The 19,189-nt window shown below is 39.9% G+C and carries 19 protein-coding genes; 5 read left to right on the top strand and 14 right to left on the bottom strand.

The annotated features are described in order from the left end of the window. Window positions 1-13: 13 nt before the first annotated feature. Together pdeM and H0W62_11370 are read right to left on the bottom strand one after the other, a co-directional pair. Window positions 14-676 (bottom strand): ligase-associated DNA damage response endonuclease PdeM, encoded by a 663-nt coding sequence (pdeM, locus tag H0W62_11375; GenBank protein MBA3649131.1) that lies wholly within the window; start codon window positions 674-676, stop codon window positions 14-16. 59 nt (window positions 677-735) lie between these two features. Continuing rightward, window positions 736-3,207: a ligase-associated DNA damage response DEXH box helicase gene (locus tag H0W62_11370; GenBank protein MBA3649130.1), complete on the bottom strand. Its 2,472-nt coding sequence runs from the start codon at window positions 3,205-3,207 to the stop codon at window positions 736-738. Window positions 3,208-3,265: 58 nt separating this feature from the next. On the opposite strand from H0W62_11370, the gene H0W62_11365 reads away from it, so the two are divergent. Continuing rightward, window positions 3,266-3,685: a clan AA aspartic protease gene (locus H0W62_11365; protein ID MBA3649129.1), complete on the top strand. Its 420-nt coding sequence runs from the start codon at window positions 3,266-3,268 to the stop codon at window positions 3,683-3,685. Between the two features lie 26 nt (window positions 3,686-3,711). Here the strand turns inward: H0W62_11365 and H0W62_11360 are convergent, their stop codons facing one another. The 6 genes from H0W62_11360 to H0W62_11335 all read right to left on the bottom strand — a co-directional run bounded on the left by H0W62_11360 (window position 3,712) and on the right by H0W62_11335 (window position 9,762). After that, a complete protein-coding gene (locus H0W62_11360; GenBank protein ID MBA3649128.1) occupies window positions 3,712-4,446 on the bottom strand; it encodes a carbohydrate binding domain-containing protein in 735 nt (244 codons plus the stop codon). A 14-nt stretch (window positions 4,447-4,460) separates the two neighbouring features. After that, on the bottom strand, window positions 4,461-5,465 hold the full coding sequence (locus H0W62_11355; protein ID MBA3649127.1) for a glycoside hydrolase family 16 protein: 1,005 nt from the start codon (window positions 5,463-5,465) through the stop codon (window positions 4,461-4,463). Window positions 5,466-5,530: 65 nt separating this feature from the next. Next, complete coding sequence (locus H0W62_11350; protein ID MBA3649126.1) at window positions 5,531-7,117, bottom strand: ATP-dependent DNA ligase; 1,587 nt, start codon at window positions 7,115-7,117, stop codon at window positions 5,531-5,533. A gap of 60 nt (window positions 7,118-7,177) precedes the next feature. Further along, the gene (locus H0W62_11345; protein ID MBA3649125.1) at window positions 7,178-8,224 is read right to left on the bottom strand and encodes a ligase-associated DNA damage response exonuclease; all 1,047 of its coding nucleotides are present in this window, start codon (window positions 8,222-8,224) and stop codon (window positions 7,178-7,180) included. 153 nt (window positions 8,225-8,377) lie between these two features. Beyond that, entirely contained in the window at window positions 8,378-9,265 is an 888-nt protein-coding gene (locus tag H0W62_11340) for a hypothetical protein (GenBank protein MBA3649124.1), read from the bottom strand. 23 nt (window positions 9,266-9,288) lie between these two features. Beyond that, entirely contained in the window at window positions 9,289-9,762 is a 474-nt protein-coding gene (locus H0W62_11335) for a redoxin domain-containing protein (GenBank protein MBA3649123.1), read from the bottom strand. 97 nt (window positions 9,763-9,859) lie between these two features. Here H0W62_11335 and H0W62_11330 point away from each other — a divergent pair, with 97 nt between their 5' ends. Continuing rightward, window positions 9,860-10,525: an aquaporin family protein gene (locus H0W62_11330; protein MBA3649122.1), complete on the top strand. Its 666-nt coding sequence runs from the start codon at window positions 9,860-9,862 to the stop codon at window positions 10,523-10,525. A gap of 11 nt (window positions 10,526-10,536) precedes the next feature. On the opposite strand, the gene H0W62_11325 is transcribed toward H0W62_11330, so the two are convergent. From H0W62_11325 to H0W62_11315, 3 genes are all read right to left on the bottom strand, one after another. After that, window positions 10,537-13,041, bottom strand: a complete 2,505-nt coding sequence (locus tag H0W62_11325; GenBank protein ID MBA3649121.1) for a T9SS type A sorting domain-containing protein — start codon at window positions 13,039-13,041, stop codon at window positions 10,537-10,539. 192 nt (window positions 13,042-13,233) lie between these two features. Further along, window positions 13,234-13,977, bottom strand: a complete 744-nt coding sequence (locus H0W62_11320; protein MBA3649120.1) for a TerC family protein — start codon at window positions 13,975-13,977, stop codon at window positions 13,234-13,236. A gap of 40 nt (window positions 13,978-14,017) precedes the next feature. Further along, complete coding sequence (locus H0W62_11315) at window positions 14,018-15,313, bottom strand: hypothetical protein (protein MBA3649119.1); 1,296 nt, start codon at window positions 15,311-15,313, stop codon at window positions 14,018-14,020. A 123-nt stretch (window positions 15,314-15,436) separates the two neighbouring features. On the opposite strand from H0W62_11315, the gene H0W62_11310 reads away from it, so the two are divergent. Beyond that, complete coding sequence (locus H0W62_11310) at window positions 15,437-15,847, top strand: thiol-disulfide oxidoreductase DCC family protein (protein ID MBA3649118.1); 411 nt, start codon at window positions 15,437-15,439, stop codon at window positions 15,845-15,847. Window positions 15,848-15,880: 33 nt separating this feature from the next. Here the strand turns inward: H0W62_11310 and H0W62_11305 are convergent, their stop codons facing one another. From H0W62_11305 to H0W62_11295, 3 genes are all read right to left on the bottom strand, one after another. Further along, complete coding sequence (locus tag H0W62_11305) at window positions 15,881-16,495, bottom strand: bifunctional nuclease family protein (protein MBA3649117.1); 615 nt, start codon at window positions 16,493-16,495, stop codon at window positions 15,881-15,883. Between the two features lie 20 nt (window positions 16,496-16,515). Further along, window positions 16,516-17,493, bottom strand: coding sequence for an electron transfer flavoprotein subunit alpha/FixB family protein (locus H0W62_11300; protein MBA3649116.1), 978 nt, complete (start codon window positions 17,491-17,493; stop codon window positions 16,516-16,518). Between the two features lie 139 nt (window positions 17,494-17,632). Continuing rightward, complete coding sequence (locus H0W62_11295; protein ID MBA3649115.1) at window positions 17,633-18,373, bottom strand: electron transfer flavoprotein subunit beta/FixA family protein; 741 nt, start codon at window positions 18,371-18,373, stop codon at window positions 17,633-17,635. 83 nt (window positions 18,374-18,456) lie between these two features. Here H0W62_11295 and H0W62_11290 point away from each other — a divergent pair, with 83 nt between their 5' ends. Further along, window positions 18,457-18,774 carry a tetratricopeptide repeat protein gene (locus tag H0W62_11290; GenBank protein ID MBA3649114.1) on the top strand — a complete coding sequence of 106 codons (318 nt, stop codon included), beginning with the start codon at window positions 18,457-18,459 and terminating at the stop codon, window positions 18,772-18,774. A 38-nt stretch (window positions 18,775-18,812) separates the two neighbouring features. Beyond that, window positions 18,813-19,157 (top strand): MmcQ/YjbR family DNA-binding protein, encoded by a 345-nt coding sequence (locus H0W62_11285; protein MBA3649113.1) that lies wholly within the window; start codon window positions 18,813-18,815, stop codon window positions 19,155-19,157. Window positions 19,158-19,189 lie beyond the last annotated feature (32 nt).

Here is a 19,189-nt window from a genome sequence, read left to right as displayed (position 1 = left end):
AGCACTTATCAAATTATTTATAGCCTTTCATTGGCAGCACTTTATTTTCCAGGATCATAAATACCTTATCATTTATTTTAGGTCGGATAACAGCGCCCGCTGTAAAATTGCCAAAGGCAGGTAAAACACAATAATTGTCGCTGAAATAAAAGCAAGGCAGCTTTATAGATTGTTTTCCCTTTCCTGTTAACCTGATGGCAGGGTGGAGGTGACCAGCCATCTGATATTTCGAAAGGTGCTCTTGCAGGATCATCTGATGTGTGAAGAAAAAAGGCTGGTGTTCAAAGTGTGATGTATGGTAATGAATTTCAGAAGTGATTATCCATTCACTATCCGGAGCATCATGGTTGCCTTTGATCCAGTGGATTTCAATCGGTAAAATGCTTTTTCGCCACGTCAAGAATTGAGTCCATTCATAGTTTTGATCACTGTGAAAAAGATCGCCAAGGAAAAATATTTTTTTTACAGGGAATTCTTTAAGAATTGCCGACAGACGTTTCAAATCATCGTGGTGGATTTCGGAAGAAACCGCAATACCGGCTTTCCTGAAGTGCCCGCTCTTTCCTAAATGCAAATCAGAAGCAAGTAAAATTTGCTGTTGTTCCCAATAAATCGCCCTTTGCGGTAACAGTACTAAATTTTCTCCCTGAAGCTGAATGGTCAAATGTTCACCCACAATACTTTCAATAAACCAAACAGGGTTAAAAAAGTTTGAAGATTAAATAAAATAGATTCTTACTTAAAAATTTTTTTCTCATTCAATTTTCTACTGCCAGGTTCTTCACCGAACTTCAATTGCATCTTCTTTACTCGCTCTTCCAGTTTTTCACTCGTAAGCTTTTCCCGCATGCGATCTACCATAATCGGAAATGCAAAAGGAGTAGGTCGCTGAGGATATTTCAAAATTATTTTTTGTGTATTGATGCGCATCAGCGCTTTTCTCAGGCGCAATTCCTCAAGCTGAAAATCAAGCACTTCCTGATAACATTGCCGCAGTAATAGATTTTTAGGATCATATTCAGAAAAGACCTTAAAGAGCAATGATGCAGAAGATTGCAGGTGCCGGTCTTTTTGCATTTTTCCTGGATAACCCGCGAATACTAATCCTGCCACACGCGCAATTTCCCTGAATTTTTTCATGGCCATTTCCGTAGAGTTGTTGCTTGCCTGTATGTAATCCAGTAAGCTTTCTGTTGAAAATAACTCCTGTTGCAACGCTTCTTCCAGTGGTATTTCGTGATCGGAGAGCAGTTCGAAACCATAATCATTCATGGCTATTGAAAATGAAATGGGTTTTATCAATGCAATGCGGTACGCAAGTAAAGCGGCCATTCCCTCATGCACCAGTCTTCCTTCGAAAGGAAAGAAAAAACAATGATAGCCTTCATCGGTCTCCAGCTTTTCGATCAGAAATTCATCGAGGGCAGGAAGTGCTGAACGCAGTTCCTGCAGATCAAATAAGGGCTTCAGCACTTTTACTTCTATCTCTTTTGATTCATGTCTTTTCGCCTCATCGATTTTTTTCCGGATCATGGCACTTAGCTGAGAAGAGAGCGGCATGCGGCCTCCTTGCCAGGAGGGAATCTGGCCTTTGGTCGGCTTAATTTTTCTAACGTACGCAACATTATTTCTTACTCGTACCAGCGAAAGACACCTACCTGCAAACCAAAAAACGTCACCCGGATTTAATCTTGAGATAAAATTTTCTTCTATACTTCCAATAGAACCGCCAGTCAGGTATTTGATAGCCATGCTGATATCGGCTACAATAGTTCCAATGGAAAGCCGGTGCCGAAGCGCTATACGACGGTCATTCACTTTAAAAATTCCATCTGCTTCATCAACTTTAGAAAACTCATTATAATGTTCCAACGAGCTTCCTCCCGTGGTGATAAATTGCAATACCCAGTCCCATTCTTCTTCATCCAAATCATGAAAAGCATAGGTGGTTCTCACTTCCCTGTAAATATCCTTATGATGAAATCCATCCCCTACAGCAAGAGTAACCAGGTATTGCACCAATACATCAAACGGCTTATGAAACGGAATCCGGTCTTCTAAGATTTTGTGCTCTATTGCATCTTTTAAGGCGGCGCCTTCAATAAGTTCAAGGGAATGAGTGGGTACAAAATAAATAGTGCTTTCTGCATCGGGCTGATGGCCGCTTCTGCCCGCACGCTGGAGAAAGCGTGCAACGCCTTTAGGGCTTCCTACCTGTATCACCAATTCAACAGGTGTAAAATCAACTCCTAAATCAAGCGAAGAAGTGCATACTACGAGCTTAAGCTTTTCATTATGTATTGAATTTTCTACCCAGGTGCGCACCTCTTTGCTCAAGGAGCCGTGGTGGATGGCAATGGTTCCCGCTAAATCAGGATCGAATTCCAATAGTTTCTGATACCAGATCTCTGCCTGTCCGCGTGTATTCGTAAAGAGAAGAGTAGACTTGCTTTTTTCTACAATCGGTAGAATGTTCGGAATTAATTTTATACCCAGATGACCGGCCCATGGAAAACGCTCGATCTCATCCGGAATAACAGAGTGAATGCAGATCTTTTTATGCAGGTCTGCAACCACGATTGTTTTTTTTCCTTTGAAGTCATTTCCCAAAAGTACTTCAAGCGATTGCTGTAAATTTCCTATGGTGGCGGAAATGCCCCAGATCTTCAAATGCGGTTTTATTGCCTTAATCCGTGATAAAGCCAATTCCACCAGTACACCTCTTTTGGATCCAAATAATTCATGCCATTCATCCACAATAATGGCGCTGAGGCTGGAAAATATTTTTTCAGAATTACCAAGTGAAAGAAGCACGTGCAAGCTTTCCGGCGTAATGATCAATGCTTCCGGCAGCTTTTCCAGTTGCTTCTTTTTTTTAGCTGCAGAAACATCACCGGTTCTTAATTCCACTTTCCAGGAAATGTTTAAATCTTTACTAACCTGCTGTACATTCTGATAAATATCTTTTGCAAGAGCCTTTAAAGGAGTGATCCAGAGAAACTGTAAACCTTTTGGTTTTTTTTCATGCTGCATCCAGTCTATTAGCGCGGGCATCCAGAGTGCAAGTGTTTTGCCGCTTCCGGTTGGTGCATTCAGTAGTCCTGAATATCCTTCGGCATATTTGTCCCAGCATTCATATTGAAAAGGGAATGGTGCCCAATTTTTAAATTGAAACCAGGATTCAATAGTTAATTCTGAAGGATTCACCAGGCAAACTTACCTGCTATTCAGTAAATTTGTTCTTAATCACAACAAACAATACGCAATGGGTACTATAAAAGCTGAGATTGAATTAGTAAATCCTTATGACCTGGTATTGCAGGATGAGGGAAAGAAAAAATCCGAAGAAGTGCGAAAAATGAAGATTACCGCACTGGTAGATACAGGAGCATATATGTTATGTATAAACCATTCAATTAATAAGCAGCTTGGTTTACGACATATCGGGTACCAAAATGCTGAGTTAGGTGATGGTAGCGTGACAACAATCGAAGTTGTAGGCCCCGTTACTATTAATTTTAAAAATAGGAATACGGCATGCCGGGCCTTAGTTTTACCTGGAAACGCTCAACCTTTGTTGGGTTCCATTCCAATGGAAGACTTAGATGTTGTTTTACAACCGCTGAAGCAAACCATCGATATAAATCCGGATCATCCCATAATAGCTCAAACAATTCTGAAATAGATCTATTACGGAATTAAAAACCTTTCCTATTGCTTTACCAGCTTCTGCTCAATTGTGTTACCGCAATTATCTGTTGCTACTAAAAGATAAGATCCCGATGGGAGGTTATCCAATGTCAGAGAAAAATTTTGATGGAATTGCATTTGGTTCAAAACAATTTTTCCATTCAGATTATATAATAAAAGATGCAATGGCAATAATCCTTTACTTTCATGAAGCATCACTGATCTATTAAAAGGATTTGGATAAGATAGTATTTCGAAATTATTATCAATATCCTTTTGTTCCAGCATTCCTTCATCTTTTGCTCCGGGATTTAAAGTTAAATCAACAAGAGAAGTGTTGTCAACCCAAATGGTACCTGTTTGAGCGCCGAAATCAAAAGTCAGCAGCCCGGTAATGCTTAAAGCGGAAGTAAATACATAGCTGAAATATTGCCAGGAGGTGCTAAGTATCACAGAAGTGGCACCAATTTGTGAATAACCCTCCGGGTTCAATACACTGCAATTAAAAACTTTACCGGTGGCATCTGCTTTTGCCCAGAAAGACATCCTGTACTGATGTTGTTTCTTAAGTGAAAAATCCTGTCGCATCAGCTGAACGTTCCATGGATCGGGTCCTATGGCACTTACATTCGTTCTGAAAGATTTACTGCCCGATTCAGAGGCGTTTGTAGTACTGCTAAAAGTTGCTGCCGCCCCGGAATTATATTGTGTCTGCCACCAGTGCAGGTCATCCTCAAAATCAGGATTTACAAGCATGTTCGGTGTAACAGTTATGGGAAAAGTGATAACAGAATTACCACAGGTAGTGGTAATTGCCGACGAAATGGTTCTGCTTCCTGTAGTAGTATCCCAGTTAATTTTACTGTTGAACCGGTTCCGCCTGATGCTATAGTGCCGCCACCTGAAACTGACCAGTTGTATGTCGCACCGGAAATGGAAGGTAATGAGTACGAAGCTTTCACATCTGGCTGCGCAAGGTTATTTCCTGTAATAGCAAGCTGATTATTCAGCTGATAAACTTTCACATAATCGACATACATGGTTTGAGGGTAATCATTTGGATCAGCAGGCTCTGCCCATCCGCCGCCGATTGCAAGATTCAGGATGATATAAAACGGCCGGTCAAAAGGCCAATTAAAATTCGGATAGGATGTTTTATTTTTTGTTCCAAATAAAACTCCATCCAGATAAAACCGGAATTGATCAGGATCCCATTCGCATGTAAAAACATGATACCCGTCAGAAAATTTACCGGATGAAAGGGTAGCAGATGATTGCGTGGAACCGTGTGTCCCATTATCAACATCAGTACAGTGAATAGTGCTGTACAGCGTAGAAGGATTTTGGCTGATCATTTCCATGATATCGATTCCACCGCTTTCAGGCCATGAGCCGTAATATAGATCCTGCGGCAATAGCCAGAAAGCGGGCCAGCACCCTTTGCCTGTGGGTAGCTTCATGCGGGCTTCTATCTTTCCATAAGAAAAAGAAAATTTTTCCTTGCTGATGATTTTTCCGGATGTATAGTTTTTACCGCTAAACATTTCGTGAAGCGCAGTGAGCTGAAGCTTATTATTTACAACGCTTACGTTTTGACTTCGGCTGGTATAGTATTCCTCCTCAGCGCTGTAAGTCATCGGGTCATCTGACGCCGACCATTTTGATGAGTTAAGAGCGCTGCCTTTGAATTCATCTTTCCAGACTAAATTCCAGCACTGCGCAGTAGCCTGCTGAAAGAAGATATATGTAAACAGAAAAATGGTAAATGGTTTCATATGTTTCTTTTTAGAATAAATATCCAGTGATTTAAAATTATTTAAATCCATACAAGATCTTTTTATTATTTACGTATTAACTTTTTTAGAGTTTCCAATGTATCGGCATCTTCCGCTTTTTTATCCAGTCTCCAGCGATGGATTCGGGGGAAGCGGACGGCAAGACCTGATTTATGGCGTGATGATAGCGCGATGCCTTCAAAGGCAAGTTCGAAAACCAACTCCGGCTTTACAGTTCTCACCGGGCCGAATCTTTCTAATGTGTGTTGCTTTACAAAACGGTCTACCTGCTTGATTTCCTCATTGGTTAGTCCGGAATAGGCCTTGGCAAATGGAATCAGCTTTCCGTCGTCCCAAAGGGCAAATGTGTAATCGGTAAATAAGCCTGACCTGATGCCGGAACCTGTTTGTGCGTAAATTAATACAGCATCGATAGTGTAAGGATCGATTTTCCATTTCCACCAAGCTCCTTTTTTTCTACCCACCAGATAAGGCGAATCTTGTTTCTTCAGCATCAATCCTTCGCTGATATTTTCTCTGGATAAGTTTCTTATTACAGTCAATTCACTCCAGCTTTGAAAAGATACAATTGGAGAGGCAATAAATAACTCTTTTAAATTTGATGTTGTTATTATTTCCTCTAATTTTTTTCTTCTTACTTGTAATGGTTTTTCCCTGTAGTCTTCATGACTCCATTCAATTAAATCATAAGCTAAAAAAGCAACCGGCGCATCTTTAAGGATTTTTGGCGTGACATTTTTTCTTCCGATGCGAGTTTGCAGAACCTGGAATCCAAGCGGCTTTCCATCGCGATACGGAAGTATTTCTCCGTCTAAAGCTGTTCCATCAGTAAGTGTTTTTGCAATTAAATGAAGCTCCGGAAATTTTTCAGTCACCAACTCTTCACCGCGTGACCATATGAATAAATTTCCCTTCCTCATAATTATCTGCGCACGTATTCCATCCCATTTCCATTCCACCTGCCAATCCTGAACATTCCCCAGTTCTTCTAAAGGCACCTCTAATGCATAAGCAAGACAAAATGGATAAGGCTTTGAAATATCTTCTGTTTCAGCATTGTAAGAAATAAGGTCGCTGAATGAAATTTTTTGAGGATCCCAGTTACCCATAAGGCGGTGCGCCAAAAATGTTTCCGGAAGATTTGTATGCAAAGCGAGCGCTTTAATCAAATTATTTTTGGAAACACCAATACGAAATGCAGCAGACATCAGCTTATTAAACACAAACTTTTCCTGCTGATCCAATTGAAACCACGTTTCAGTGATGAAGCGTTTTTTTTCATCATCATTGGTATCTTTCATTGTTATTAGCCGCTGCATCATCTGGGCAACAGAAAAATCCTCCGCACTATTTTTTTTTGGAACTACCAATGCTACCAATTCTGAAAAATCTCCTACCTGGCTATACGACTCTTCCAATAACCAGCCAGGAAGCTGTGAACACTCGGCAGCCCATTCCCAAAGTTTTCTGCTGTTCACTGTCCTTTTAGGCCTTCGGCCCGTAAATAAAGCAAGTGTCCAGAGCTTATCTGCATCTTCTACACGGTCAAAATATTCACGCATCAACTGGATCTTATCATTGGTACTGTTCGTTTGATCCAGGTCGTAAAATAGTTGTGCGAAGCGTTTCATTTGGAAAGGTGTGAGGTATCAGATGTCAGCTTTCAATTATCAGCCTTTAGCAATCAGTTATCATGAGGCAGTATTTTCAATGATGCTTTCGGTTCCAGTTTCATCTGTTGTTTCATCAATGCTTTCTCCTTTAAAAGCCGTTTTGACTTCATGTGCATCTAATCCCTGCTCACGTAGCCATTTTGCAAACTGATAAGTAAAGCCATGCGTCACAAAAACTTTCTGTGCACCGGTTGCTTTAACTGTTTCGTTTAATCCGCTCCAATCTGCATGATCACTTAAGACAAAGCCTGCATCTGCAGCTCTTCTTCTTTTGTTGCCGCGAACCTGCATCCATCCAGAGGCGTATCCAATTGAAAACGGGGCAAGCTTTCTTAGCCACGAAGTGTTCAACACCGATGATGTAGCGAGCACAAGAGCTTTTCGTAAATCGTCTTTGGTAGTTTCCGGAGTAATCCTTCGCACAGGCGGAATCGGTTCACCTGCTTTTCTTAAAATCTCATTAATGTTCTCGATTGCACCATGCGCATACACAGGTCCTATACCCAAATCAATACCGCATAGAATCCTCTGTGCTTTTCCCAGAGCATAACACATAATTATCGAACATACATTCTCTTCCTGGTTTTTTTGCCACCATCTTTTTATGTGATCAAAGATCTGTGACTGGGGTTTCCATTGATATATTGGTAAGCCAAAAGTAGATTCTGTAATAAATACATTGCATTGAACCGGTTCAAATCTAGGAGAAAGGCAATCGTTTTCAAGTTTGTAATCACCGCTCATTACCCATACTTCGCCATCCTTTTCAACCCGTACCTGAGCCGAGCCGATAATGTGCCCTGCAGGATGCAATGAAATTTTTACGCCGTTATGAAAGATCGTTTCATTATAGTCCATTGATTGAACATTAATGTCTTCTCCCAGCCTGTATTGTAAAACAGGAATGGATTGGCGATGTGCAAGGTACAGATCATGCCCGCGATAGGCATGGTCACTATGTGCATGAGTAATGAAAGCTCTGTTTACGGGTTTCCACGGATCGATATAAAAATCGCCGGCTTCACAATAGATTCCCCTGTTTGTAAATTGGAGTAATGGTGACATGATCTTTAAACAAAAATAAATGGAAAAGGATGAAACCTTAAATACTTTATATAACAGCTAAACCTGCTTCATGTGCTCAGAAGAATTGGAGAGGTATAATTAAAGGGTGATCAAACCCAATACCAATGAGAGAGCTGCAGTTACAATAATAAATTATTCTTTCACAAATTTAATGGACGAAACTGGCTTGCGATTTTGCGAAATAAAACAGAAAAAGATACCAGGCTGCATGGGCAGTTTTCCTATTTCAAAAAAATTTTGCCAAATTTTACTTTGATTAATAATTGTTCCAAGATCATTCACGATGATCATTTGACATTCCAGAAAATTCGGATTATCAAAACGCAGAATGGCTTGATCTGAAACAAGATTAGGGTTAATGAAAATATTTTGCTTAAGATATGTGATTGTATGTATTCCTATTGGAGTAACGAACACTTCGAAATGGTCCTGATCTTCCACAGCGCAGCCAAGTGAATCTGTTACCACGCAAGTATAAGCGATAGATGTATCCGGCCATGCAAAAGGTGTTTCAATATTTTGATTGGACAGATTATAGTCCGGTTCCCAATGGTATGAAAAGGGAGGAAAACTGCTGCCAATTCCTGAAGACAGCTGTACTGTGTCACCTTCCATAATATATACCCGGTCGTCGCCGAGATCACTGAGCCATCCGTCGATGACAACCATCACTGTATCGGTACAGAAGTGACCTTTTGAATCGGTAACATTCAAAATAAAATGAAGATATTCACTGGTGACAAGATTTATAATTTTTGGATTCGATTCAGTAGTGTCATCGAGTATTTCTGAGGCAGTAATGTTTTGAAAGAAGCCATATGGCGTCAGTGTTTTCCATTCATACCTGTATACACCAGAACCTCCGGAAGCCGATGGATGGCCTCCTATAGTAATGGGTTCATAATTAAAATCTAGACACACTATAGTATCTGCGCCTGCATCGGCAATGCATTGGGCACTGCTTTTTATTTGAAATGAAATTTGAATGGATAGAATGATAAGTAAGGTAACCTGTTTCATATATGATATTCAAATTACATAAATTAATAATTAAGAGAGGTAACGGCATCTTTCAATTTCTGCATATCAGGATAATCTCCAGGATTGGCAAGAATTTCGGCATATACAATTTTACCTTTCTTGTCTATTACAAATGTTGATCGCTTAGAAACTCCCTGATAGTCGAAGTTAAAATTTTCTATGAGTGAATCATATTTTCGGGATACTTCCTTATTGAAATCTGAAAGCAATAAGAAATTGAATTTATTTAATTCTTTGAATTTTGCATTCGTGTAAAGGGAATCCACGCTGATTGCAATAATTGGCGCATTCAGCTTTTCGTAAAAGCTATAATTGTCGCGGACCTCACATAATTCTTTCGAACAAACACTGGAAAATGCAAAAGGAAAAAATAGCAGCACTATATTTTTACCACGATAATCTTTTAAAGAAACTTTTTTCTTATCCGTATCATAAAGTGCGAAATCCGGAGCAAGCTCTCCTACAACAACTGGCATAAGCATTTATTTAAATCGATGTTGGTAAAATTATAATAATCACTCTCGCTCACTTAATATATTTTTCTATTTTTCCCGAACATTAAAAATTTTTGGAATGAAAAAAATGATCGTGGAATTTATCGGTACATTCTTTCTTGTTTTTGCGATTGGCTGTACGGTGGGATCGGGAAGTGCCATAGCAGGCTTGGCTTTTGGCTCAACGTTAATGGTAATGGTGTATGCCGGAGGTCACATCTCAGGTGCCCATTATAATCCGGCGGTTTCCCTTGCAATATATATCCGCGGAAGTATGACGGCATTGCAAATGTTTCAATATTGGGTCGTTCAGATTTTTGGAGGAATATTTGGCGGGATAATGAGCTACGTAGTTACCGGTTATAACCAGGTTGCCATAACACATGCACCCGGTGCTGACGTTACAGTGATGAATGCATTACTTGCGGAAATCTTCGGAACATTTGCATTGTGTTATGTGGTATTAAATGTGGCAACGGCAAAAGCCAATGCAGGAAATTCATTTTATGGGATGGCAATTGGCTTTACCGTGTTTGCTATGGCAGTTGGCTTAGGACCTATAAGTGGCGGAGCATTTAATCCGGCAGTAGGATTAGGAAGAAATATTACTGAAACGCTTATGAACGGCACAAGTACCTTAACACATATGTGGCTCTATGTTGTCGGGCCTTTCATAGGAGCTTTGCTCGCTGCCCTGGCATTTAAAACCGTAATCACCGAAGACGAAGCGAGCGACAAAAAATAACGAACTTCGAATTACATCACCTTCACAAACTTTTGAACAACATTTTCTTTTCCTGATAGAATATGGATGTAATAGATTCCAGGCATAAAATCTTTTAACGAAAAAGATACTAAACCAGCTGAGCTCCCTACTCGTTCAGGAAGCATCAATTGCCCCGCTGCATCATAGAAACTAATTTTGTTTGCTGAATTTTCCTCTAAATCAATAGTAATAACATTGGAAGCCGGATTCGGAAAAATCGACATCGCTTTCAGGCTTTTATCTACCGAAGCTATACCTACTTCTGTTTCTGCATCAATTGTCCAGATGCTCCGGGCAAATGTTCCGGCAATTACTTTATTGTTTGAAAGGTTAAACTCTATATCATAAACAGGAATAAAAGGCATATTACTGCCAAGCCTGTTCCAGTTTACGCCTCCATTTTCAGTTTTATAAACTCCGCCGTCTGTAGCAACATATATTATGGTTTCATCTGCCGGCGAAATAAGAATATCATTTGCGGCTAATTGCGGAAGATCGCCGGAAATGTCCAACCAGTTTTTTCCATTGTCAATACTCTTATGAACATGAGGTATATAATCATTATCCCGATACCCGCTATGGGTAACATAAACGGTATTAACCTCATTAGGTGATGCCTGGACGGATGTTACATATCTATCCGGTAAATTCGAGGAAACGAGGTTCCATGTGTTGCCGTCATCTGTAGTTGACCATACATTTCCATCACTGGTACCGCTGTATAAGATTAATCCATTAAGAGGTGATTGAGTCAGCGTTGTAATCACGTGAAACCGGTCATCAGTTCCATCTGTCAGATCCTCGCTAATGGGTAACCAGGATCCGAAAGGAGCATCGGTAAGCTTATTCATCTGGTATGTGCCGCAATAAAAGACCGTAGGATCAAGCGGACTCATCAGATAAGGCATGTCCCAGCTTTGACGCTCCAGGTCCAGATTATTGGTGAATGGAGTATAGGAATTACCCGCATCAGTGGTGTACCACAATCCTCCATTTTGTGTTTCTGCATATTGAACCATAGCATTGTTTGGATTGAAATACGGTTTAAACCCATCACCTCCGAAGGTGCGGTTCCATCCATTGAATGAAGCGTTACTGCCGGAGAGCGTTCCATTATCCTGGGCTCCTCCAAAATAATCGGAAGGATCATTTTCATTAAATGTGACATGATAAAATTGTGTATTCGGAATATTTTCACAATCTGTCCATGTATTACAATTATCAGTGGTCTTATACATGCCGCCATCGGTGCAATAGTAAAAATTATTTTGATCAACAAATTCCATATAATGACCGTCGGCATGCACTAAATAAGAGTACCAGGATGGTGTAGCAGGGTTCCATTTGTTACCTCCGTCTGTAGAGGTTTGCAGTTCTACTCCGGGCACATAGATTTGTTCATCATTAGCCGGGTTTACATAGATTTTTCCAAAGTACCAGCCTTGTGTTCCAAAAGTTTCCTGATCAAAATTTCCAAGTGCATTTGTCCATGTTGTTCCTCCATTAATCGTTTTGTAAATACCCTGAACGCCGAATTGAATGGTATCCACAATTATTGCATAGAGCTTTTCGGGATTTTGTTTTGATATAGCAAGGCCTATTCTGCAGGTTGTAAAATCTGGTAATCCATTGTTAAGGATGTTCCAGGTCGAGCCACCATCAGTGGTTTTATAAATGTGCGCATCTGGCCCATATACTTCACTAAAATAATTATTCCGTATGCGGTTCCAGCTTGCAGCATAAATTATGTTTGGATTTACAGGGTCTATCACCATGTCAATAATTCCAGCATCTACATCCACAAAAAGAATTTTGCTCCACGTTTCTCCGCCATCTATGGATTTGTAAAGCCCGCGATCAGTATTGGTTTCGAAGGGAAGCCCCATAGTGGCTGCGTACACAATATTTGAATTAGAGGAATCCACTATAATTTTTGAAATGATCTTCGTTTCACTCAATCCCATATTCTTCCAGGTTCCACCACCATCGGTGCTTTTATAAATACCATCTCCAATAAATACATAACCGCTGATATTAACATCTCCTGTACCGGCCCAAATGGTTTGAGGATTATTGGGATCAACAGTAATGGCTCCAATAGAAAGATAAGGCTCGTTATCAAAAATGGCATTCCACGTAATACCACCATCTGTAGTTTTAAAGATCCCACCTGCTGCATTCCCTTCATAAATTACATCAGGGTTGCCGGGTTCTATTGCCATGCAATTAATTCTGCCGCCGATATTTCCCGGACCTTCCACAGTCCACGCTGCACTTTCGCGTTGAGCGCTTTTTGGTGTCATTGCGTCTTTTAAAGCTGCATCGTACGCTTGCATATCTACAGCTGCATCGGGGTAAGCACGCATTAAAAAATAATCTTCACTCACATCCTCCTGTTCATTATGAGCGGCAGTTTTAATGGTTGGGTATTTAAAAAATAAAAAGCCCGATAAAAGGAGAATAGTAAGACTGAGGTATGGAATGGTTGATTTCATAAAATAGTTTGCTTTACGAAAATAAGGATTCGTTCCGTATATCTTCATAGTAAAGATGACTCAATAATGGTTTGAGGAAATATGTAGGTGATTATTGCTTTATAAATTTTTCTACCGGCAGATTAATTTTAGTCAACTGTAACATAGAATTTCAGTACATATTATCGAAAGTATTAAAGGTATTGTACATTATTATTTTATATCTTCCATTTCATTGTTTTCTATTCCTTTCGTCTTTCTACGTTGCTTCATATTTAAAAACTCCACGAGAAACGAAAAAGCCATAGCGAAATACAGATACTTTTTCTCGATGTGATAGTGAAGTCCATCTGCCACCAGCAAAAACCCGATCATGAGTAAAAAGGCAAGAGCCAGCATTTTTATGGTAGGATGCTTGTTAATGAATTCACTTACAAACCTGCTAAAAGAGATCATAAACAACATTGCAGCTATTACCGCAATCACCATGATGCTTAAATAATCTACCAGGCCAACCGCCGTTAATATTGAATCTACAGAAAAAATTACATCAATCAATACGATCTGCATGATTACGCTTTGCAGAGATACTTTTCCTTTTGAAGACAGGTGCTCGTCTTTTCCTTCAATACGATTATGTATCTCACGAGTGGTTTTGTATAAAAGGAATATTCCTCCAGCAAATAAAATAAGATCATGGATGCTTAATGCAAATTCCCCGAAGCTGGTTACCGGATTGGTAAGCTTTGTGAGTGAGGAAATGGAAAAGAGCAAGCCAATTCTAACCAGTAAAGCAATACTAAGCCCCACTAATCTTCCGCGTTGCTGCTCTTCTTTTTTAAGGCGATCGGTAATAAGGGAAATAAAAATGATGTTGTCGATACCAAGCACAATCTCCATTACAATAAGAGTTACAAGACTCACCCAGCCTTCGGCAGATGCAATAAAATCAAACATGGTGCAGGGAATTACTTAAGACTAGGGAACAAATTAAGGGTCAATGATACAACATGCCTGCTATTACAGCCGTCATCAGGCAGGCAACCGTTCCGCCGATCAGGGCCTTTAAGCCAAGTTCAGAGAGATTGGTTCGCTGGTTAGGAGCCAGCGCACCTATACCTCCAATCTGTATCCCTATTGAAGAAAAATTAGAGAAGCCGCACAATGCATATGTTGCAATTACAATGGATCGTGGATCTGAAAGCAAACCACTTTTAAGCATATCGCCCATTGTAACATAGGCTACAAATTCATTGATTACCGTTTTTTCACCAAGCAATTGCCCAATGGAAAGCATGTCGTGTATCGAAACTCCCATAAGCCAGGCAAGCGGCGCAAAGAGATATCCGAAAATAAATTCCAGAGAAAGTGCATCATAGCGGTTATTTGTTACTGCTTCTATATAGATATTGAGTCCTCCAATTCTGCCGATCAAATGAAACAGAGAATTTACCACAGCCATCAGTGCAATGAAAACCACCAGCATTCCGGCCACGTTCACTGCAAGCTTTAAACCATCAGTAGTTCCATTGGCAATGGCGTCTAGTACGTTACTGCCAATGTTTTCTTTTGGTACTTTCAAATCCCTGTTGACCTGTTCGGGATGTGTCTGGGGAAACAAAATTTTCGCACAGACAATAGCAGCAGGAGCACTCATTATAGATTGCGAAAGCATATGTAAAGCATAAAACTGCTGCTGCTGAATATCTGCGCCCCCCAGAAAGCTAACATAAGCTGCGAGCACGCTTCCTGCTGTATTTGCCATCCCGCCGATCATGATGCAGAGAATTTCTGACCGGGTCATTCCCGCCAGGTATGGACGAATCATCAATGGTGCTTCCGTTTGACCCAGGAAAATATTTGCGGCAGTGGATAAGCTTTCGGCCCCAGAGATCTGTTTCATGGTTTTACTCATTATCCAGGCAAAGCCAACGACAATAAATTGAAGAACCCCCAAATAATACATGAGTGATGAGAGCGCTGCAAAAAATACAATATTCGGCAATACCTGTATAGCAAAAACATAGCCCCACGATTTTGTCTGGTCTGCCAGGTTGCCAAACAGGAATTCAGTGCCACGGTGCGATAGTCCTATAAGTTTTACAAATCCATCGCTTATGAATTGAAAGGCGTCTTTAAAAAAAGGTACATAAAGAATCCCTACTGCGAAAATCATTTGAAGTGCAAGTCCTGCAGCAACTAATTTCCAGTCAATACCGCGGCGGTTGTTGCTGAACAGGAAACAGATAAAAATTAATGATGAAAGACCCAACAGCCCACGTAAGATTTCCATTCATCAAAGTTTGCAGGTAAGATGCAGATTTATTTGTGAATTTGAAAATGCAACTATTAATGATTTCTAACTTGTGAATTTTCTTTACGTGAAAAATGTATCTGTAATACAAACGATCAGTTTTTGAATACGGGTAACTTAAAATCGATTATTCTTTTCGACGGTGTTTGTAACCTGTGTAATGGCTTTGTACGGTTTATTATAAAACACGACAGCAAAGAGCGATTTGTTTTCAGTGCATTACAGTCTGATAAGGGGAAAGAAATTTTATCGCGTTATAATTTACCTATTAAAAATATTTCAACGGTGGTACTGGTGGAGAATGGTAAAGTCTTTTTACAATCGTCTGCTGTTTTAAGAATTGCAAGACGGTTAAATGGCGGCTGGAAATTGTTTTATTTTTTCCGCATATTTCCTAAGTTCATTCGTGATTTTGCATATAGCATGGTCTCAAAATACAGATATAGGATTTTTGGGAAAAAGGATGAATGCATGGTACCAACGGCTGAGTTGAAAACACGATTTTTAACTTAAAGATCACTCGCAATATTGTAAAAGACTGGAGGTTTAGGATTGTTTCTTCCTTCTGGATATTTCATCCCTTACTATTATTGCCTGCTCGTAATCTTCTTTCTCCAGGAATGACTGCAGCATCTGATTTAATTCCGGAAGGGATTGCTTCGCAAGGTCAATCGATTTCAGGCTGGCTGTAACCGTTGATTTTTTCTCCGCTTTTCTTTCTTTAATCTCTAATTTTTCTTCAGCAGCAGGCTCTTCCAGGATCAGGCCGGCAGAATCAAGAATAAATTCATAGGTATAAATAGGGCATTCAAAACGAACCGCCAAAGCAAGAGCATCCGATGTGCGAGAGTCAACTTCTATTAGCTCATTGCCCTTTTTACAAATTAGCTGCGAATAAAAAATACCATCCAGCAGGTTGTTGATAATAATTTCCTTTACTTCAATATGAAATGATTGACAAATGCTTCTCATTAAATCATGAGTGAGCGGCCGCGTAGGATTCATTTTCTCCAGTGCTACTGCAATTGCCTGGGCCTCAAAACCCCCAATAACAATTGGCAGCCTTCGAATACCATTCACTTCTCCCAACACCACTGCATAGCTGTGTGATTGCGTGATGCTGTGAGACAAAGCAACAATTTCGAGTTCAATCTTCTTCATTAAAATTTCATTAGCATGGTTTAAGCACCTTCTTTAAATTTTCGAAATGCAGCATTTAATTTCGGTACTACTTCAAGTGCATCGCCCACAATACCATAGTCAGCAGCTTTAAAAAAAGGTGCTTCTGCATCTTTATTTACTACAACCATTACTTTACTTCCATTCACTCCTGCTAAGTGCTGAATTGCTCCTGAAATGCCAATAGCAATATACAAATTAGGCCGTACGGTAAGTCCTGTCTGACCTACGTGTTCCTCGTGCGGGCGCCAGTGTATATCAGCTACTGGTCTTGAACAGGCAGTTGCCCCTCCCAGTATGTCCGCCATCTCTTCAATCATCTTCCAGTTCTCAGGTCCCTTTAATCCCCTGCCTCCCGAAATTATAATCTCTGCATCGGAAAGAGAAATTTTTTCTGAGGCTTTTTTTACTTCTTTCACCTGCAATTTAAAATCAGCGTCATCGAGCTCGGGTTGAAACTCGGCAATGGAGGCTGTATTTGAAATTTTTTCAGGAATAATAGAATTCGGCATCAGTGAAATGATCTTTTTGGGAGAATGCATTTCATAGGTAGCAAAAGCTTTTCCCGAGAACACATTTTTCTTAACGAGAAAAGATGCTCCTTCGATGCGCGGAAGATCAATTGCTCCCGACACCAATCCGGCATGAAGTCTGGCTGCCAGGATAGGTGCTATGGCTTTACCATCAAAATTCTGTATTAAGACCAATACATCTGAATCTATTTTTGATTCCAGTTGTGCAATCACTTTGGCATAAACCATGGGATCAACACTTTTTAACCGGGAATCATTTACATACCAGACTTTATTTGCACCGTATTCTCCAAGAACCTGCAGTTCATTTTCGCCTGGTTTATCTATGCACAATGCGTGTATTTCCACTTTAAGCATCGCACCGATTTTCGCTGCATAGGTAACGGCTTCAAAAGCCTGTTTTTTAAATGCTCCATTCGATGGTTCCACAAAAACAAGTATGCTCATAGAAATAAGAAATAATAAAATTTAAAGGATTGGTGCGTAAAAATCTTAGTTACTATAATTTATTATGAATATAATGGCTAAACATTTATAAAATTTTCATTTATCTCTATGGTATGATTACACATGAAATTGAATATGGTTAAATAACCTTTGCCTCTTCATGAAGCAGCTTTACTAATTCTTCAGGATGTTCAGCTGAAATCATTTTAGGACCACCTTTTTCTTTAGGTAACTGATATTCTTTTACTGATGTCAATTTTTCGGATTGATAGGGCGGCAACACTTTTACGGGTTTTGTTCGCGCGGCCATAATGCCACGCATGTTTGGAATTCTGGCTTCAGCCATTCCTTTCGATGCACTTATAACAAATGGTGTTTTAACGCTAATAATTTCATGACCACCAGCAATATCTCTTTCCACTGTAGCCATATTTCCTTCTAAATCCAGCCTCGAAGCCAGAGAAATGAATGGAATTTCCAAAAGTCCTGCAACCATACCCCCTACCTGCGATCCATTGTAGTCGATGGTTTCTTTACCCAGAAAAATGATTTCAAAATTTTCCTGTTTCGCGTATTGGGCAATTTGATCTGCTACAAAAAATGCATCATCCGGCTCTGCATCAATTCGCACCGCATCATCGCCGCCTATTGCAAGCGCTTTACGGATAATAGATTCGCTGTCGGATAAGCCAACATTTATTATTGTAACCTGTGCTCCTAATTTTTCCTTTAACTCTACAGCACGCACTAATGCGTACCATTCATCATACGGATTAATAATAAACTGAACTTTATCACTGTTGAACCGGGTGTTACCATTAATAAATGAAATTTTCGTTGTAGTGTCGGGCGTTTTAGAAATGCAAACTAAAATCTTCATCTATCTTTAGTATAATTAAAGGGTGAATGAAAAAGCCCTTTTTGTGAGGCGCAAAGGTAGCCAAAAAACTTTTTCCTGAAGGCATGAATACAAAGCGTATAGAACAGCTGAACTCTTTTCTTAAGCAAAATCCTGGTGATAGTTTTGTAAAGTTTGCGCTGGCCCTTGAATACATCAATGGTGGAGATAATGACAAGGCACTTGAGTATTTTAAAGATATACTGAGGCATGATCCCGATTACACAGGGTTATATTACCACCTCGGAAAATTGTATGAGAAATTGAATATGCTGGAGGAGGCAGAGGAAACTTACAAGGAAGGTTTATGGAGGACCTCAGGTAAAGATGTACATGCGCACAGAGAGCTGGAGGAAGCGATTAATCAGCTTACCATCGAATAATAACATGATAACCGCAGATAAAAAAATTATAAGGTAGCATGAACCATGAAATGCTGCGGGAATATTGCAAAAGAAAAAAGGGTGTTACTGAAGATTTTCCTTTTGATAATGATACCCTGGTCTATAGGGTAATGGGTAAAATTTTTTTACTTACCAGTCTGGAGTACCGGCCTTTCCGGTTAAATTTAAAATGTGATCCGGAAAGGGCGATAGAGCTGCGTGAAAAATATACGGCAGTATATCCGGCATATCATATGAATAAAAGGCATTGGAACAGCGTAGAGGATAACGGAACCATTCCTCAAAGTGAGATATTGGGCATGATCGATGATTCTTATAACCTTGTTTTAAATAATCTTCCTAAAAAATATAGAGAAGGATAGAGATAAGCCGATCTTTGAGACAGGCGTTGTAA

This window comes from Chitinophagales bacterium, from assembly GCA_013816805.1.
Classification (GTDB): Bacteria; Bacteroidota; Bacteroidia; order Chitinophagales; family UBA10324; genus MGR-bin340.
Note: the sequence above shows the minus strand (reverse complement) of the source record. Positions and strands in the feature narration are given on the sequence as shown.

Bases quoted from the DNA above. Each gene is read 5' to 3' on its own strand.
- H0W62_11365 (MBA3649129.1), top strand. From the start codon at position 3,266: ATGGGTACTATAAAAGCTGAGATTGAATTAGTAAATCCTTATGACCTG.
- H0W62_11305 (MBA3649117.1), bottom strand. From the start codon at position 16,495: ATGAAGAAGATTGAACTCGAAATTGTTGCTTTGTCTCACAGCATCACG.
- H0W62_11335 (MBA3649123.1), bottom strand. From the start codon at position 9,762: ATGCCAGTTGTTGTAGGAGAGCTTGCTCCGGATTTCGCACTTTATGAT.
- H0W62_11345 (MBA3649125.1), bottom strand. From the start codon at position 8,224: ATGTCACCATTACTCCAATTTACAAACAGGGGAATCTATTGTGAAGCC.
- H0W62_11315 (MBA3649119.1), bottom strand. From the start codon at position 15,313: ATGGAAATCTTACGTGGGCTGTTGGGTCTTTCATCATTAATTTTTATC.
- H0W62_11360 (MBA3649128.1), bottom strand. From the start codon at position 4,446: ATGCTTGTAAATCCTGATTTTGAGGATGACCTGCACTGGTGGCAGACA.
- H0W62_11290 (MBA3649114.1), top strand. From the start codon at position 18,457: ATGAATACAAAGCGTATAGAACAGCTGAACTCTTTTCTTAAGCAAAAT.
- H0W62_11350 (MBA3649126.1), bottom strand. From the start codon at position 7,117: ATGAAACGCTTCGCACAACTATTTTACGACCTGGATCAAACGAACAGT.
- H0W62_11340 (MBA3649124.1), bottom strand. From the start codon at position 9,265: ATGAAACAGGTTACCTTACTTATCATTCTATCCATTCAAATTTCATTT.
- H0W62_11325 (MBA3649121.1), bottom strand. From the start codon at position 13,041: ATGAAATCAACCATTCCATACCTCAGTCTTACTATTCTCCTTTTATCG.
- H0W62_11355 (MBA3649127.1), bottom strand. From the start codon at position 5,465: ATGAAACCATTTACCATTTTTCTGTTTACATATATCTTCTTTCAGCAG.
- H0W62_11300 (MBA3649116.1), bottom strand. From the start codon at position 17,493: ATGAGCATACTTGTTTTTGTGGAACCATCGAATGGAGCATTTAAAAAA.
- H0W62_11330 (MBA3649122.1), top strand. From the start codon at position 9,860: ATGAAAAAAATGATCGTGGAATTTATCGGTACATTCTTTCTTGTTTTT.
- H0W62_11285 (MBA3649113.1), top strand. From the start codon at position 18,813: ATGAACCATGAAATGCTGCGGGAATATTGCAAAAGAAAAAAGGGTGTT.
- H0W62_11295 (MBA3649115.1), bottom strand. From the start codon at position 18,373: ATGAAGATTTTAGTTTGCATTTCTAAAACGCCCGACACTACAACGAAA.
- H0W62_11320 (MBA3649120.1), bottom strand. From the start codon at position 13,977: ATGTTTGATTTTATTGCATCTGCCGAAGGCTGGGTGAGTCTTGTAACT.